The sequence below is a fragment of the Thioalkalivibrio sp. AKL19 genome, assembly GCF_000420165.1.
Lineage (GTDB): Bacteria > Pseudomonadota > Gammaproteobacteria > Ectothiorhodospirales > Ectothiorhodospiraceae > Thioalkalivibrio.
Genome location: NZ_ATUK01000011.1, coordinates 334,125 through 350,542, shown reverse-complemented (window position 1 = coordinate 350,542; position 16,418 = coordinate 334,125). Strand labels below are relative to the sequence as shown.

At 67.2% G+C, this 16,418-nt stretch carries 16 protein-coding genes; 10 read left to right on the top strand and 6 right to left on the bottom strand.

Annotated features, from left to right (window positions below; genetic code table 11):
• Positions 1-401 precede the first annotated feature (401 nt).
• From F817_RS0106630 to gshA, 4 genes are all read right to left on the bottom strand, one after another.
• The gene (locus tag F817_RS0106630) at positions 402-3,560 is read right to left on the bottom strand and encodes an efflux RND transporter permease subunit (RefSeq protein ID WP_024326913.1); all 3,159 of its coding nucleotides are present in this window, start codon (positions 3,558-3,560) and stop codon (positions 402-404) included.
• On the bottom strand, positions 3,557-4,663 hold the full coding sequence (locus F817_RS0106625; protein WP_024326912.1) for an efflux RND transporter periplasmic adaptor subunit: 1,107 nt from the start codon (positions 4,661-4,663) through the stop codon (positions 3,557-3,559). Before F817_RS0106625 ends, F817_RS0106630 begins: the two co-directional genes overlap by 4 nt.
• Before the next feature lie 76 nt (positions 4,664-4,739).
• Positions 4,740-5,756, bottom strand: coding sequence for a glutathione S-transferase family protein (locus F817_RS0106620; RefSeq protein ID WP_024326911.1), 1,017 nt, complete (start codon positions 5,754-5,756; stop codon positions 4,740-4,742).
• A gap of 140 nt (positions 5,757-5,896) precedes the next feature.
• Positions 5,897-7,483 (bottom strand): glutamate--cysteine ligase, encoded by a 1,587-nt coding sequence (gene gshA, locus F817_RS0106615; RefSeq protein ID WP_024326910.1) that lies wholly within the window; start codon positions 7,481-7,483, stop codon positions 5,897-5,899.
• 196 nt (positions 7,484-7,679) lie between these two features.
• Between gshA and F817_RS0106610 the strand changes: the two genes are divergently transcribed.
• The 6 genes from F817_RS0106610 to F817_RS0106580 all read left to right on the top strand — a co-directional run bounded on the left by F817_RS0106610 (position 7,680) and on the right by F817_RS0106580 (position 12,197).
• Complete coding sequence (locus F817_RS0106610) at positions 7,680-8,078, top strand: hypothetical protein (protein ID WP_024326909.1); 399 nt, start codon at positions 7,680-7,682, stop codon at positions 8,076-8,078.
• Positions 8,079-8,129: 51 nt separating this feature from the next.
• Positions 8,130-9,050 carry an AraC family transcriptional regulator gene (locus F817_RS0106605; RefSeq protein ID WP_024326908.1) on the top strand — a complete coding sequence of 307 codons (921 nt, stop codon included), beginning with the start codon at positions 8,130-8,132 and terminating at the stop codon, positions 9,048-9,050.
• Between the two features lie 114 nt (positions 9,051-9,164).
• The gene (locus F817_RS0106600; protein ID WP_024326907.1) at positions 9,165-10,253 is read left to right on the top strand and encodes a class I SAM-dependent methyltransferase; all 1,089 of its coding nucleotides are present in this window, start codon (positions 9,165-9,167) and stop codon (positions 10,251-10,253) included.
• 317 nt (positions 10,254-10,570) lie between these two features.
• Positions 10,571-11,029, top strand: coding sequence for a DUF302 domain-containing protein (locus F817_RS0106590; RefSeq protein WP_024326905.1), 459 nt, complete (start codon positions 10,571-10,573; stop codon positions 11,027-11,029).
• 14 nt (positions 11,030-11,043) lie between these two features.
• A complete protein-coding gene (locus F817_RS0106585; protein WP_051132329.1) occupies positions 11,044-11,655 on the top strand; it encodes a hypothetical protein in 612 nt (203 codons plus the stop codon).
• Entirely contained in the window at positions 11,652-12,197 is a 546-nt protein-coding gene (locus tag F817_RS0106580) for a TlpA disulfide reductase family protein (protein ID WP_024326903.1), read from the top strand. Before F817_RS0106585 ends, F817_RS0106580 begins: the two co-directional genes overlap by 4 nt.
• Positions 12,198-12,210: 13 nt before the next feature.
• Here F817_RS0106580 and F817_RS14535 read toward each other — a convergent pair whose 3' ends face one another.
• Positions 12,211-12,354, bottom strand: a complete 144-nt coding sequence (locus F817_RS14535; protein WP_155988445.1) for a hypothetical protein — start codon at positions 12,352-12,354, stop codon at positions 12,211-12,213.
• A gap of 33 nt (positions 12,355-12,387) precedes the next feature.
• On the opposite strand from F817_RS14535, the gene F817_RS0106570 reads away from it, so the two are divergent.
• From F817_RS0106570 to F817_RS0106560, 3 genes are all read left to right on the top strand, one after another.
• Positions 12,388-12,780: a hypothetical protein gene (locus F817_RS0106570; protein WP_024326902.1), complete on the top strand. Its 393-nt coding sequence runs from the start codon at positions 12,388-12,390 to the stop codon at positions 12,778-12,780.
• 99 nt (positions 12,781-12,879) lie between these two features.
• Positions 12,880-14,565, top strand: a complete 1,686-nt coding sequence (locus F817_RS0106565) for an alpha/beta-hydrolase family protein (RefSeq protein ID WP_024326901.1) — start codon at positions 12,880-12,882, stop codon at positions 14,563-14,565.
• A gap of 142 nt (positions 14,566-14,707) precedes the next feature.
• Entirely contained in the window at positions 14,708-15,154 is a 447-nt protein-coding gene (locus F817_RS0106560) for a DUF302 domain-containing protein (RefSeq protein WP_024326900.1), read from the top strand.
• Here the strand turns inward: F817_RS0106560 and F817_RS0106555 are convergent, their stop codons facing one another.
• Positions 15,155-15,517, bottom strand: coding sequence for a hypothetical protein (locus F817_RS0106555; protein WP_024326899.1), 363 nt, complete (start codon positions 15,515-15,517; stop codon positions 15,155-15,157).
• A gap of 243 nt (positions 15,518-15,760) precedes the next feature.
• Here F817_RS0106555 and F817_RS0106550 point away from each other — a divergent pair, with 243 nt between their 5' ends.
• Positions 15,761-16,408: an outer membrane protein gene (locus tag F817_RS0106550; RefSeq protein ID WP_024326898.1), complete on the top strand. Its 648-nt coding sequence runs from the start codon at positions 15,761-15,763 to the stop codon at positions 16,406-16,408.
• The last annotated feature ends 10 nt before the right edge of the window (positions 16,409-16,418 follow it).

The window sequence follows — 16,418 nt, the reverse complement described above, 5'->3', positions numbered from 1 at the left end:
TCGCACGACGTGGGGAACGGTGCGTTTCGCTGCGCTCAACCGCACCCTACGGGATACCGTCTGTTGTGACCTTCTCCTCCCGTATGAAGCCCCTCGCGGAGGGCGTGATGGGCCGGCCAGTTAACAATAGACATGGGGCGCTGGATGTCTGAGCGAAGCCGCAGGCGTAGCGAGTTCAGCGCCGCCGGCCCAGCACGTCCGGAGCGAGGTTCCCGGGCGGAATCCGGGTGCCCTTCTTCGGGTACTTTCTTGGGCAAGCAAGAAAGGACCTCGCGGTGCGCTCGCGAGAGAGCGAGTGGCAGGCGGCCAGACAAAAGCACGTAAACACCGACGACGAACCAGGCCTAGCCACGGCCGTCGCCGACAGTTACCCGGAGCCGGCACCACGAAACCCCGAGCGATCAGGGTTCGGCGCGTGGGGCAGTAGTGGAGCGAGCACCCCGGCGCTCGCCATCGACATCCTCGACCTCGGCGTCGAGGTCGTGCAGGCGGCGGGTCGTCGCCAGCGGCGAAGTCGTGCCGCGGGCGACCAGGCGGTAGGCCGCCGGGATCACGAACAGCGTGAACAGCGTGGCGAACAGGACGCCGGAGAACACCGCCACCCCGATCACGAAGCGCGTCTCCTCGCCCGGACCGGAGGCCAGGATCAGCGGGATCGAACCCGCCACGGTGGTCAGCGCGGTCATCAGGACCGGCCGCAGACGCATGCGCGCGGCCTCGAGGATCGCGGTATCAAAGTCGCGCCCGCGATCACGCAGCTGATTGGCGAACTCCACAATCAGGATACCGTTCTTCGCCGCCAGGCCGATCAGCATGACCATGCCGATCTGACTGTAGATATTCAGCGTCTGCCCGGTGACGGTCAGGCCGATCAACGCCCCGACCACCGCCAGGGGCACGGTCAGCATGATCACGAACGGATGCACGAAGCTCTCGAACTGTGCCGCCAGCACCAGGAACACCACCAGCAGGGCCAGCGCGAACACGAACAGGATCGCCTCGGAGCCCGCGCGCAGGTCCAGCGACTCGCCCTTGTAGTCGATCCCCGCCTCGGCCGGAAGCAGCTCGGCCGCCTTCGCGTCCAGGGCGTCCAGGGCCTCGCCCAACGTCATGCCGTCACGCAGCCCGGCGGTCAGCGTCACGGCGCGCGAGCGATTGTATCGCTCGAGCGAGGAGGGACCGGCCTGTTCCTCGTAGGTCACGAGGCTGGACAACGGGACCATGGAACCGGAGCTCGAGCGCACGTAGAGGTTGTCGATATCTCCGGGCGTCCGGCGCTGGTCGGCCAGCCCCTCGATGATCACGTCATACTCCTCGCCGCGGTCGACGAAGGTGGTGACGTCGCGCCCGCCGAGCACGATATCCAGCGTGCGGCCAACATCACGCATGGAAACGCCCAGGTCTCCGGCCCGGTCCCGGTCCAGGCGCACATTGAGCTGGGGCTGGGTGGGCTCGTAGTCCAGGTCCACCCGGGTCAGGCCGTCAATGCCCTCGGCGGCCTCGCGCATGATCTCGCCCCATTCCTCGAGCTGGTCATAGTCCGGGCCGGAGATCACGAATTGCACGGGCGGGCCGACGCGGCCGCGCGAGAGCCCCTGACGCATCACCACGCGCGCCTCCACCCCGGGCATCTCGTTGATGATTCCGCGGATCTCGTCGATCACCTCCTGCCCGGAAACATCACGATCGTCCCAGTGGTCGAGGATCGCGATCACGAAGCCGTTGTTCATGAGCTCGGAACCGCCGAAGCCGCGCGGCGTACGCACCAGCGCCCGGCGGATCGGACCGTCCTCGATCAGCGGCTGGATACGCGCCTCGACCTCGGCCATCTGACGGCTCATGTATTCGAAATTCGCACCCTCGGGACCGTCCACCAGCACGAAGAAGGACCCGCGATCCTCCTGCGGCGCGAATTCCTCGGGCAACTCGGAGAACAGGTACCAGGCGCCGCCCAGCACTACGGCAAGGATGGGCACCACCAGCCACGAACCCTTGAGGCCTGTGGCGAGCACGCGCCCGTAACCGGCTTCGAGCGCGGCAAAGCCACGACCGATATAGCGGGCCGCACCGGTTTCGTCATCGCCCTTGTGCATCAGACGCCCGGACAATACCGGCGCCAGCGTGAGCGCCACGATGCTGGAAAAGAACACCGCAATAGCCATGGCGATGGCGAACTCGGTGAACAGCTGGCCCACCGTGCCGTCGAGGAACGCCAGGGGCACGAACACCGCAATCAGCACCGATGTGGTCGCGACGATCGCGAACCCGACCTGGCCCGCTCCGCGATAGGCTGCAAGCAGGCCCGGCTCCCCGCGCTCGATGCGCCGGTGGATGTTCTCCAGCATCACGATCGCGTCATCCACGACCAGCCCAACCGCCAGCACCAGCGCCAGCAGGGTGAGCAGGTTGACGGAGAATCCGAACAGACTGATGCCGATGAAGGCCGCGGTGATCGCCACCGGCACGGTCACCGCCGGGATCAGGGTCGCGCGCCAGCTGCCCAGGAACAGGTAAATCACGAACACCACGGCGGCGGTCGCCACCGCGAGGGTGATGTAAACCTCGCGGATCGCCCCCTCGATGAACACCGATTCGTCATAAGTCGTGACGAGCGAGGTACCCTCCGGCAAGGAGTCCTGCAGGGTGGCCGCCATCGCCTTCACGCCATTGGCCACCTCCAGCACGTTGGCGTTGGACTGGCGGATGATCCCCAGCCCGATCATGTCCTCGCCATTGCCGCGGAATTCGCTGCGCTCGGTATCCGCGCCGATATTCACCTCGGCGACATCGCCCAGGCGCACCAATTGCCCGCCCTCCCCGCGCTTGAGCACCAGGCCGGCGAAGTCCTCGGGGGTGCGGTACTGGCGTTCCACGCGTACGGTGAACTCGCGTTCCAGGGAATCCAGGCGTCCGGCCGGCAGTTCGACGTTCTCCCGCTGCAGGGCATCGGTGATGTCGGTGACGGTCAACTCGCGCGCGGCCAGGGCCTCGCGGTCCACCCAGATGCGCATCGCGTAGCTGCGCGCGCCGCCCCGGCGCACCAGCCCCACGCCGTCCACGACCGAAAGCCGGTCGATCAGGTTGCGTTCGGCGTAGTCCGCCAGCTCCAGTGCATCCATCGTGGTACTGGAAAGGTTCAACCACAGGATCGGGTTAGCGTCGGCGTCCGCCTTGGTCACCTCGGGCGGATCGACCTCGTCGGGCAGGTCGCCCAGCACGCGGCTGACCGCCTCGCGCACGTCATTCGCCGCGGCGTCGATGTCGCGGCTGAGGTTGAATTCGATGGTGATGCGCGACCGGCCATCCTCGCTGGAGGACTGGATGAAGCGAATCCCCTCGATACCCGCGATGCGGTCCTCGATGCGCTGGGTGACTTCGCGCTCGATGATCTCGCCGCTGGCCCCTGGGTAGATGGTATCCACCGTGACCACCGGCGGGTCCACGTCCGGGTACTCGCGCAGGGGCAGGCTGTCGTAGGCGATCAGGCCGAAGGTGATCAGCAGCAGGTTGAAGACAATCGCCAGCACCGGGCGGCGATTGGCGACATCGGAGATGATCATGCCCCGTCCCCGGCCTCTCCGTTATTGCCTTCCGGCGCACGCGGGGGCAGGACGCGCACCTCGCGCCCGTCACGCACCCGCGAGACGCCCTCGGAGACCACGGTGTCCCCCGGCTCCAGGCCGTCCAGGACCTCGGCAAAGCCCGGGTCACGGCGACCGATGCGGATGCGCACCCGTTCCACCGTGCCGTCATCGCGCAACTGGAACACGAAGTGCTGGTCGGCGACCTGCTGGATGGCGCCCTCGGGAACGGCCAGGCGCTCCACCGGGTCCAGCGGCAGACGGATGTTCACCAGCATGCCGGGGCGCAACAATAGGTCGGGATTTTCCACCAGGGCGCGCACGGTCAGGGTACGGGTGGCCACGTCCAGACGGTTGCTCACGGCCGCGACCTGCCCCGCGAACTCGCCGTTCGCGCTGCGCCCCTGCACGTCCATACCGAGATGGATGGCCGCGGTGTGGCGCTCGGGCACGGCGAAGTCGACCTTCACGACCGACACGTCATCCAGCTCGACGATCACGGTCCCTGGACTGACCAGCGAACCGGGGCTGACCTGGCGCAGCCCCAGACGGCCGGAGAAGGGCGCCCGGATCACCCGGTTTGCGACCCGGGCCTCCGCGGCCGCCAGCCGGGCTTCGGCCTCGTTCAGCCGTGAACGCTGCTGGTCCACCTGCTGCTGCGTGACCACGCCATCGGCCACCCGGTCGCGCACGCGCTCCAGCTCCCGCCGTGCCTCGTCCACCTGCACGCGGATCTCGCGCATCGCCGCGCGTTCTTCGTCGGCGTCCAGGCGAACCAGCACGTCGCCAGCCTCGACCGTATCGCCATCATCGAACAGGATCTCGACCACGCGCTCGGTCACGCTCGCGGTCACCACCACCGACTCGTTGGCCTCCACCGTGCCCAGGGATTCGACGATGGTCTCGAAGGTGCGCGGGGCGACCTCGCTGACGCGCACTGGCGTGCGGTCGTCGCGTTGGGACGCGGCGGGGGCATCGCCTCCCTCGTCACGGGCGCCATCCTCGGGGCCGAACGCAAACCAGGCCGCAGCCACAATCGCCACCACCAGGACCAGCCCCAGGAACCCGCCTATCGCCTTCACTTGCCTTTCCCCCGACACGAATGCGGCCCGGCATGTAGCCGGGCCACGGTTGAACCTCCCAACAGTTTAACGACCGTCACGTTTCGTTGGCGTTCCGCAGCGCCGCTGGCAGGTCGCCCAGGGGGCGGCCGTGCGGCCGGGTGTAGTCGATCAGCGGCCCCTTCGGGACGATGCCGCTGGGATTCAGCATCGGATGGCTGCCGTAGTAGTGCGCCTTGATGTGGTCCATGCGCACGGTCTCGGCCACGCCCGGCCGCTGATAAAGCATGCGCAGATAGGCCGAAAGCGCCGGGAAATCGATGATCCGCTGGCGGTTGCACTTGAAATGGCTGTAGTAGACCGGGTCGAAGCGGACCAGCGTGGTGAACAGCCGCCAGTCGGCCTCTGTGAGGCGGTCTCCGACCAGGAACGGCTGGCGCGCCAGCCGTTCCTCCAGCCAGTCGAGCGTCTCGAACAGACGGTCCCAGGCCGCGTCGTAGGCCTGTTGCGTGGTCGCAAAGCCCGAGCGATAGACACCGTTGTTCACGTTCTCGTACACCCGTTCGTTGACCGCATGGATCTCCCCGCGCAGGTCCTCGGGGTAGAAGTCCAGGGTGTTGCCGGTGATGTGATCGAACGCGCTGTTGAACATGCGCACCAGATCTTCCGATTCGTTGTTCACGATCCGGTCGGTGCGGGTATCGAACAGCACCGGCACGGTGATGATGCCGGTGTACTTCGGGTCGGTGCGGGTATAGAGCTCGTGCATGTAGCGCGAGCCGTGCACGCGATCGCCGGTGCAACCGTCGCAGTCATCGAACGACCACCCGGCATCGCCCATGTAGTGATGCACCACCGACAGCCCGATGTGTGGCTCCAGCCCCTTCAACCGGCGCAGGATGAGCGCACGGTGCGCCCACGGGCAGGCATAGGAGACGTACAGGTGGTAGCGCCCGGATTCGGCCGGATAGCCACCCTCGCCCAGCGGGCCCGCGGAGCCATCGGGGGTCACGTAGTTGCGGTACTGCTGGTCCTGGCGGACGAACTCGCCGTTCTCGTCGGATTCCTCGTCCAGCCAGCCCTCGCGCAGCTCGCCGTTGATCAGAAGACTCATGGATACCTCCGGGTGCAGCGCCACCTGACGGGGCAGCGAGCGGGTCGAGTTTCAAACACCATCATCCCATCGAAATTATCGAACAAAAAGCGCGTTAAATGGGCTCAACGATTCGATAAAACCGAAGGGTATAGCGGTGCTCAACCCGTGCGCAGGGTGCCGTCGAAATAGCGCGCGAGGAAGGCATCGAAATCGAGGATATCGGCGGCCTCGATGTCCGCCTGCCCGGAGAGGCTCTCGCGCGCCAGCGCCTCCAGGGTCTCCGCGCGCGGCAGCGGCCCGTTGAAGCGGAAGGCCTCGCGATGCTGGGCCGACAGCCGGCTCGCATAGCGGTAGAAGCCCTCCTCGCGCGCCATCATGTCTTCCAGCATGCGCGCCGAAGGCGTCAGGTCCGCCTGCTCGACCTTGCCCCATTGTTCGCTCAGCGCGCGCCGATAAGGGTCGCCCGGAAGCTCCTGATCGAGGATCGCGGCCACCGGACGCATCAGCGCCAGCAGTTCCCGGGCCCAGTCCTGTAGCGCAATGCCCTCGCCCTCGCGGCGCAGCTCGAGACCCGGACGCCGCCCGTAGTGCGCGACATCCAGCAGGTTGCGGTCGATCGCGTCCAGCTCGCCCTCGCCCAGCAAGGGGCTCGGCTGCAACAGACAGGTCAGCGCGAACACCTCGAGAAAGCGCAGCTGGGTCTCGTCCACCCCCAGCGGGTGCTGGGCATTGATGTCCACCGAGCGCAACTCGACATACTCGATGCCACGCGCCTCCAGGGCATCGGTCGGCTTCTCGAAGCGCTCCAGCGGCTGCTTCGGGCGCACCGTGGAGTAGTATTCGTTCTCGATCTGCAGGATGTTGGCGTTCAACTGGCGGTATTCGCCATCCACCTTTACCCCGATGCGCTCCCACTCGGGGCTGGGCGTGTTGATCGCGCAGCGCAGCGAATCGACATAGCCGGCCAGCGAGTTGTAATCCGCCTTGATACCGGTATCCGCCTCCTTGCGGTTGGTATAGCCGATATCACCCATGCGCAGGCTGGTGGCATGCGGCAGATAGGACGTATCGTCGTCGAAGTCCTCGAGCACCGCGCCGTGGCCTTCGAGAAACGAGTTGCACACCGCCGGCGAGGCCCCGAACAGATACGGCACCAGCCAGCCAAAGCGCAGCAGGTTGCGGATCATCCCCATCATGCGCTCGTCGCGGAAGGCGCGACCATCCGTCTCGCCCGACACATCGGCCAGGGCCGGCCAGAACTCCGGACGCGGGGAATAGTTGAAGTGCACCCCGGCGATCACCTGCATCTTGCGCCCGTAGCGATGGCCCAGTCCGATGCGGTAGACGGTCTTCATGCGTCCGGCGTTGGAGGTGCCGTACTGCGCCACCGGGATCGCATTGTCGTCGGCGGTCACGCAGGGCATGGAGGTGGACCACAGCGTCTCGTCGCCCACATTGGCGGCGGCGAAGGCCTGCAGGTCGTGCAGAAAGCCAAGGGTCTCGCGCACGTCCTCGAACGGCGGGGTCACCAGCTCCAGCAATGCCTCGGAGTAATCCGTGGTGATGTAGGGGTGGGTCAGCGCCGAGCCAAGGGCCGCGGGGTGCGGCGTCAGGGCGGGGGAGCCTTCAGGCCCCACGCGCAGGGTCTCCTTCTCCAGGCCGATGCGCCCGTGCAGGCCCGCCCCCGCCAGGCGCTCGGCCAGCTGCGCGACCAGTCCCTGCAGATTGCGTTCGTCGGTTCCCAAGGGCGTGCCGTCCTGCTCGAATCAAAACCCGGCGAACATACCCGAATGCGCCTTCCGGGTCACATGCACCGGGCTCGGGCACTGGTGGTCGATGTCACAGACCGCACGCAGGAGGAGGCCCCGGGGTCTTTCGCGGGCTTGCCCGGATACCGTCCATGCATTAGATTTTCCTAATACTATTGCGATCGAGCCTCACGTGGAACCGGAACCGCAACACCGCAGCTGGGACGAGATCATAGTGGACGCCCTGCGCGCGCCGGCCACGTGGCTGTTCATCCTCGGACTCATACTGGGGGCGGGGACGGTGCACTGGGGCGTGGAGCCACCCCCGGCCGAAGGCGCCTTGATGGTCACACTGCACAATGACAGCGATGTGGCCATCCGTGCCGTGCACTTCGATTTCGGGCACGACCTGTCCGAATCCAGCATCCGCGAAGGCGAGATCGGCCCCGGCGAACGCCGGCGCGTAGCGCTGAACCACGTGCCGGGCGCCGGCTTCAATGTCGAGATCCGTTACACCGACGGCCAGGTACAGGCGTTCTGCGCCAATCGCGGCGTGGGAGGCTGGGCACAGGAGGTCCGCGTCTACCGTTGACCCTGGCAGGCGGCACCGGCATGGCCTATACAAGGCATGCGGGGTAAAAAAATGCCGCAGACATGGCCGAACATGGTGGAGTGGTACACCCGCGGGCGAAAAGTGCCGCGCCTGCGCGAGACACGCTCGGCCGCAACCCGCGCGGTTTCGATGCTGGAGGCCAGCCAGCCAGCGGGCGAATTCGCCACGCCCGCGTCCGACGACCTGATCCTGAGCCAGTCGACGGGGATGCCATTTCGCTACGTGTGCGACCTGGGTGCCGGACGCTTCTCCGGGCACACCCGCACACGGGATTTCGTGGCCGTAGCCCCGGGCGCCTCTCCCTGGTGCCGCGTGACCGACCCCGCCCAACTGCGCTTTATCGGGATCCCCGCGGGGCTGGCCCGGAGCTGCCTGGAACGCCCTGCGGATGACCCGCTGGACTTCGGTCCCGTTCACACCCGTCACCAGAGCGACCCGCTGATCGCCCAGGGCCTGGAGCTGCTGTGGCTGGAGATGGGCCGCGACGATCCCGCCGCACGCGTGTTCGTGGACAGCATGATGGCGGCGCTGGTGGTGCGGCTGGCTCGTCTCGCCAGCCAGGGCATCCCGGCCGACCGTTGCCGGGGTGGCCTGGCGCCGCATCGCTCGGTACAGGTCATCGACTACATGCAGGCCCACCTCGACCAGCCCGTCCGCCTCGCCGAGCTCGCGGCCCTGTGCGACCTCTCGCCCTGGCATTTCGCGCGCGCCTTCCGCGACACCCACGGCCAGCCACCCCACCGCTACCTGACCCGTCTGCGCCTGGAGCGCGCGCGCGAATGGCTGACCACGTCCTCCTGCAGTGTCAGCGAGATCGCCGCCGCCACGGGCTACACCCCGCAGCAGCTGGCCCGCCACTTCCGCCAGGCCTTCGGCATGGCGCCCGGGGCCTTCCGCCGCCAGCACCAGGACCACCCGGCCCCACAGGAGGACGACGCGCCAACCCCCTGATACAACGCCGCAAGATTCGACCATTCGGCGCAAGCCTGTGACCGCCAGGGCCCGTGGCGCGGCCTAGGCTCGATATGAAAGCCGACACCCGGCGCCATCGCGGAGGTCACCCGCATGTCGTCTGTCCCGGAAAGCCATCCCGCCCCAAAGGGCGCAGAGGCCTTCGGCGATCACCTGGCCAATGTGCTCAATCACGGCGCGCTGTGCCTGATGCTGTCGGTCGGGCACCGCACCGGGCTGTTCGACGGCATGCGCGGGCGGCCCGCGTCCACCCCCCACGAGATTGCGGTAGCCACCGACCTGGCCGAGCGCTATGTGCGCGAATGGCTCGGCGCCATGGCCACGGCCGGCATCGTCACGGTGGAACCGGAGGGCCCGCGCTTTGCCCTGCCGCCAGCGCACGCCGCCTGTCTGACCCGCGCGGCGGCCGCCGACAACCTGGCCGTGTTCGCCCAGTACATCGCCGTGCTGGGCACCGTGGAGGACCGGATCGTCGCGGCGTTCCGCACCGGCGCCGGCGTCCCCTACGAACGCTACACGCGCTTCCACGAGGTCATGGCCGAAGACAGCGGCCAGTCCGTCCTCTCCTCGCTGGAAAGCGATGTCCTGCCCCTGGTGCCGGGCCTGACCGACCACCTCGAGCGCGGGATCCGGGTGCTGGATGTCGGCTGCGGACGCGGCCGCATCATCAACCGCCTGGCGACGCTCTATCCGCGCAGCCGGTTCACCGGCCTGGATCTCTCGGCACAGGCCATCGAGCACGCCCGCGCCGAGGCAGCAGCGGGCGAGCTGACCAACGTCGAGTTTATCGAGGCGGATGCCGCCGCGATGGATCGCCATGTCGAGCCGCAGGGATACGAACTGATCACCACTTTCGACGCCATCCATGACCAGGCCGACCCCCTGGCGGTGCTACAGGGCATTCACCGGGCGCTCATGCCCGAGGGGATCTACCTGATGCAGGACATCCGCGGCTCCGGGCAGATCCCGGGGGATCTCGACCACCCGCTCGGGCCCTTTCTCTACACCGTCTCCTGCATGCACTGCATGCCGGTATCGCTCGCGCAGGGCGGCCCCGGCCTGGGCGCAATGTGGGGCGAACCCCGGGCGCGCGACTACCTGGAACGTGCCGGCTTCCGCGACATCCGCGTCCATCAGCTGGCGCACGACCCCCAGAACAACTGGTACGTGGCCACGCGATAACGCGCACGAAAGGAGGGCGCCATCATGATTGAACCCAGCCTCTGCCAACGCGTACGCCCATCAGCGTCTCTTGCGCACACGCAAGACGCGACCATCCGTTACCGCCACATCGACAGCGCCCGCGGCGGGGGGACCACCCGCCGCGGGCGGCACATGCGCCAGCAGGAGTTCGTCCAGTGCCTCGAAGACAACGTCGAGGCACTGGACGAACACGGGGTCGGGCCGTGCGAGAAGGAGAATCCGCGGTCGATCTCCTGGTCGCCAGAACCCGTGACCGTGCGCGTCAGAACACCCTCATGCCTCAGGAGGAACCGACCATGAACACGCGACATTCCATCACCACGCTGGCCGTGGCCGCGGCCATGGCACTCGCCCTGACCGCCCCGCTGGTGGCGGCCGAACCCGACGACCACTTCATCATCCGCGACTGCGAACAGTCCCGCGAGGACCTGGCGACGGCGATTCGCGAATACGCCGAAAACGAGGAGGACTGGATCTTTCTGGCCGAGTTCGACCTGGCCGTCGGTGACATCACCGCCCTCAAGGTCTGCTACCTGCCGCTGGGGCCGGACATCCTGGATGCCGGACTGCATGTCGGGGCGATGATGCCCTGTGGCCACATCGGCCTGTACGAGGAAGACGGGGGCACCAAGCTGTCCATGCTGCACCCGAAGTTCATGACCACGCTGCAGCCGCACCCAAGCCTGGAACGCGCGGCACAACGCGCCGAGCCGGCCTACGAGGCGCTGCTGGATCATGTCCTCGGTGGTCCGTAGGCGAAGCGGGCGGGATGGGTCCGTTGCTCCGTGACACGATCATCGGTGGTCTTGCCCTGGCCATGCTGGCACTGGCCACGCCACTGGCGTCGGCCAGTGCCGGGAACACGGGCGTCGTGCAGGCGGACACGGACGCCACCAGCGGCCTGACCACCTGGACGTGGCGGGGCGAGGACCTCTCGCTGCAACTGGCGCAGCTGCTGCCCGACCAGACGCGCGCGTTCTTCCGGGCCCGGGGCTTCGGCACCGAGCACGCCGACCGCATCGCAGGCCACTGCGTCTTTCAGGCAGTGCTGCGCAATCACGGCCAGCGCGCCGCCATCGAGGTGGATCTGCACGACTGGCGCAGCCACGGGCCGGAGGGCAACACACGCCCCCGTCCGGACCGGGACTGGCAGGCGACATGGGCGCAGGAAGAGCTGCCGGAAGCGGCGCGCATCGCCTTTCGCTGGGCCCTCTTCCCCGGCGAGCACCGCTTCGAGCCGGGCGACTGGCTGATGGGCATGGTCCTGTTCGACCACCCACCGGACACGCCCTTCGACCTGACCCTGCGCTGGCGCATGGCCGGGGAAGTACGCCAGGCCAGGCTTCCCGGGCTGCGCTGCGCCGACGACCAACGGGAATGAACGCCATGTACCGCATCGCAACCAGGTTGGTTCTACTGGCCATCTCGACGGGAGTTGCCACGGCTGGCGCCGACACGCTCACCGCCATCGAACCGCGCCCGGACGCACCACCCCTGGAACTCGAGGATCTGGACGGTCGCGAACATGCCCTGGACGACTATCATGGCCAGGTCGTGGTCGTGAACTTCTGGGCAACCTGGTGCCCGCCGTGCCGGGAAGAGTTGCCCTCCCTGCAGCGGCTGTGGGAAGTCCTGGGGCCCGACGGGCTCGTCGTGCTCGGGGTGAACGTCGGCGAAGACGCCGATCGCATCTTCTTCTTCACCGCCGACTATCCGGTCGACTTTCCCCTGCTGATGGACCGCGATGCCACCGCCATCGACACCTGGCCCGTGCGCGGCATCCCCACCACCTTCGTGATCGACCCCGAGGGCCGCATCGCCTACCGCGCCATCGGCGCGCGCGAGTTCGACCACCCCGCCATCCTCGAACGTCTGCGCGGCCTGCAGCGGAGCCTACGGCGGGACGCTCCCGCGGCCGAGTGACGCGCCGGCGTCTTCAGCGGGGCGCGGCTCGGTCCATCCCGTTGTCCGGGGCGCCGGGCAGCCACGGGCTGGGTGCGCCGGTGTGCGTCAGGACAAGCCGGCGCATCGCGCGGGTACAGGCCACGTAGAGCAGGTTGCGATCGAGCTCGAACGTCATCTGCTGGTCACACCATCGTAGTATTTTGCGCCCATGAACGAATCGCGATCGCGCCACTGGGCCGGGGCCGGCGCCGACCTGATCCTGCTGCTGCAATCCATCGAGAATGGCGAGCAGGCCCGGCGCCTCGCGCGGGTGGCGGGCTGGGTACTGATCCTCGCCGGTGTCGTCGTGGTGATGCTGGGCGTTCTGGTGCAGCACACACCCACCATGGCGGAGGGCACCCTGGTCGCGCTGCTGGCACTGGTTGGCGGCTGGCTCCGCAGCCGCTTCGCCGCAATCCTGCTGATGCTGCTGATGGCGCTGGGACTGGCCACCGGCCTCGCCGTGGGCGCGACCACCGGCGGACTGCTGCTGCAGGTCGCCCTGTTCGGCGTCGCCCTGCGCATGGTCGAGGGCAGCTTCCGCTTTCGCCACGGCGGCTAGTTCACGCCGCAGACCGCCCCCGGCCAAGGAGACTTGAACCCACCCGGCGGGGCGGACAGGATGAGATGACCCACTTACCGCCAAGGAAAGCCACCCGCGATGTCCCTCGTCGCCCGCCTGCAAGACCGTCTGCGGACCTTTATCTGGCCCGCCTGGGCCACCCGCATCCTCGGGACCCTGTCGATCCCGGGGCTGATCCTGGCGACGCTGTTCTTTGCCGCATCGCTGTCCCCCAGCCTGATCCCGCGCACCGATGACGTGCAGGGCATCCTGTCCGGCCTGTCACTGGCGGCCGGCTACGGGCTGGGCGTGTTCCTGCACTGGCTGTGGTCGTATCTCGAGTTGCCAGAGCCCGGTGAACGCACGCACAACACCCTGGTGGTGATCGCCGGCGGCGGGGCCGTGCTGATCGTCCTGATCTTCCTGTGGCAGGCCACGGAATGGCAGAACAATATCCGCGAGCTGATGGAGCAGGCCCCGGTGGATGGCGGCTTCCCGATCCGGCTCGGCCTGATCGCGGCCGCGGTGTTTGCGGCGACCCTGGCGATCGCGCGGCTGTTCCAGCTGCTGGTGCGTTTTCTCGCGCACCACCTGCGCCGCTTCATCCCGCGCCGGCTGTCGAACGTAATCGGCGTATTGGTGGCGGCCGGGGTGTTCTGGGCAGTGATCGACGGGGTGATCCTGGAATACGGTCTGCGCGCCGCCGATCGCAGCTTCCAGCAGTTCGATGTACGCGAGTATCCCGGGGTGGAACAGCCGGTGGCGACCTTCCGCACCGGCAGCCCGGCCTCCCTGATCACCTGGGAAGAGGGGCTGGGCCGCCAGGGTCAGCGCTTCGTCGGCCAGGCACCCGACGCCGCGGCGATCCGCGATTTCACCGGGAACGCGGCACTGGACCCGATCCGCGTGTACGTAGGCCTGAACGCCGCCGAGACCATCGAGGAACGTGCGCGGCTCGCGCTCCAGGAGATGCTGCGGGTCAATGCCTTCGACCGTTCGGTGCTGGTACTGGCGACCCCGACCGGGCGCGGCTGGGTGGACAACCGCGCGATCCAGCCGGTCGAATACCTGCACGACGGCGACGTGGCCACCGTGGCCGTGCAGTACTCCTACCTGCCGAGCTGGCTGTCGCTGATGGCCGAGTCGCAGTACGGCCACGAGACGGCCCAGGCGGTGTTCGCGGAGATCTATGGGTACTGGAAACAGCTGCCACCCGACGCCCGCCCGGACCTGTACCTCTACGGCCTGAGTCTCGGGGCGCTGAACTCCGAGCGGGCGGCGGACCTGTACGACGTGATCGGTGACCCGTTCTCCGGGGCGCTGTGGGCCGGCCCGCCGTTTCGCAGCGAGACCTGGCGCGACATCAAACGCCAGCGCCAGCCGGACTCGCCGGCCTGGCTACCACGGTTTCGCGACAGCTCGGTGGTGCGCTTCACCAATCAGGAGAACCACCTGGACATCCCGGGCGCCGAATGGGGCCCGATGCGCATCGTCTACCTGCAGTACGCCAGCGACCCGGTGACCTTCTTCGAGCCCCAGGCGCTGTACCGCAAGCCCGAATGGATGCAGCCACCGCGCGGACCGGATGTCTCGCCAGACCTGACCTGGTATCCGGTGGTCACCATGCTGCAGCTGGCGGTGGACGTGGCCATCGGCGATGCCGCGCCCCGTGGCTACGGCCATGTCTACGCCACCGAGCACTACATCGATGCCTGGAATGCGGTCACCGACGCCGGTCGTTCCTCTGAAGAACTCGAGTGGCTGAAACGCCACCTCGGCGAGTGACACCACTGCCCCACTCGCGTATCCGCGTGGGTGTCCTATGATCCATGCTGGAAGCAATCGACCTCGACCCCGTCACAGGGGAAGATCCCGGCAAGCGGGGTATGCGCGCCCAGGCCGAGGGGATCTTCCCGAGGAGTTCGGAATGCGTCACGTCCTGTTGAGACTGCCCCTCATTCTGCTGCTTGGATGGCCCCTTGCCGGAGCCAGCGCGGAGCCACCCGAGCGCAAACATTTCATAGTGCACAGCACGGAACAGTCACGCGAGGCCCTGCTGGAGGCCATCCGTGACTACACCGATGCCTCGTCCGACTGGTTTTACCTGACCGACATACCCCTGAGGCGGGGCGCCTTCACCCTGGTGAAAATCTGTTACATCCCGGCCGCCGGGGACATCTTCGCCGCGGGCCGCCACGTCTCCGCCCTGCTGCCCTGCGGCCATCTCTCGCTGTACGAGGAAGACGGCCGCATGCACCTGTCCATGCTGCACCCTCGATTCATGACCACCCTGAGCCCGGGCCCGGAGATGGAACGCGCAGTCGAAAAGGCAACGCCGGCGTTCGAGGCGCTCCTGGACACGGTGCTGGAGTAGTCACCGCGCGGTGAACTCCGCGTTCTCGACAATCACCGGGTAGCTGTAACCCGCCCCGAAGTCGCGATCCAGGATCAGCGTTCCAGTCACCGAGACGCGGTCGCCCACCTCGGGCAACTCGGTGGAGGTGATGGTGATGTAATCGCCCTCGCTGCCGGTACCGTCGACGAAGTGGATGAAGTTGCGCCCCATGATGTCGTCGTTCACCCGGGCCACAATGCCGTCGAGCCGAACCTCTTCCCCATCCAGCTCGGACGGGGCCTGATTCAGCTGTTCCACGGTATGCATCGGTTCGGCAGCAGCCACGCCCCACCAAAGTAGCCCCGCCAGCAGTCCGGCCAGAATTCCCGCTTGTCCGCGCATTGCTCGACTCCTGTTCTTTTTACTTTCTTGTGTGCGTACGGGAGGCGCTCATCAGCGCCTCCCTGGGTGAACCGCCCCGGGATCGCAGGAACCCATGCCATAAATGGATGCGTGGGGGACACATGCGCCCGGCGGCTCGATCCGTCCCATTCTGGCACACAAGGACCGGCACCCCGTCGGGCCACCTGTGCCACTATGCGCCCGAACGGGGCTCCCGTTCACCACCGCAAAGGAAAAACAATGATGTCCAGCCCTTATCGCTTCGCCACCGCCCTGACCGGCGCCTGTGTCCTCCTGGCCTCGGCCGGCTCGGTTCAGGCGAGCCCCTTTCACGGCTCCTACATCGGCGGCCAGCTCGGCTGGGTCGGTTATGACATCGACTACCGCGACCCCACCAGCGATGGTCGCATCTCCGGGCTCAGCGCCTCCGGCTTCACCGGGGGTGTCATGACCGGCTGGGGTACCGTCCTGGACAACGGCCTGTACCTGGGCTTGGAACTGGATGCGCAGAACGAGGACGCCGACCTGACGGTCACCCTTGATGAGAGCGAACTGGGGGTGGATAGCAAGTACAGCTACGGCATCACCGGCCGGCTCGGCACCACGGTAAACGACAACGTCCTGTTCTACGGCCTGGCCGGCTACCAGCGCTCGCGCCTGGACTACCGCCTTACCGATACAGAAGAGGACATATCCATTCGCTTCAAGGACAGTATCAACGGTGCCCGGCTCGGTGTAGGCGTCGAATACCAGATGGACAACCGCCTGTTCATGCGTGCCGAGTACTCGTACACGCTCTTCGAAAGCGAGCGCTATCGCATCGAGGGCGAAACCCTGAGCTTCGATCCCGACGCCTCGCGTTTCATGGTCGGTCTCGGCTACCGCTTCTAGCATCCAGCCA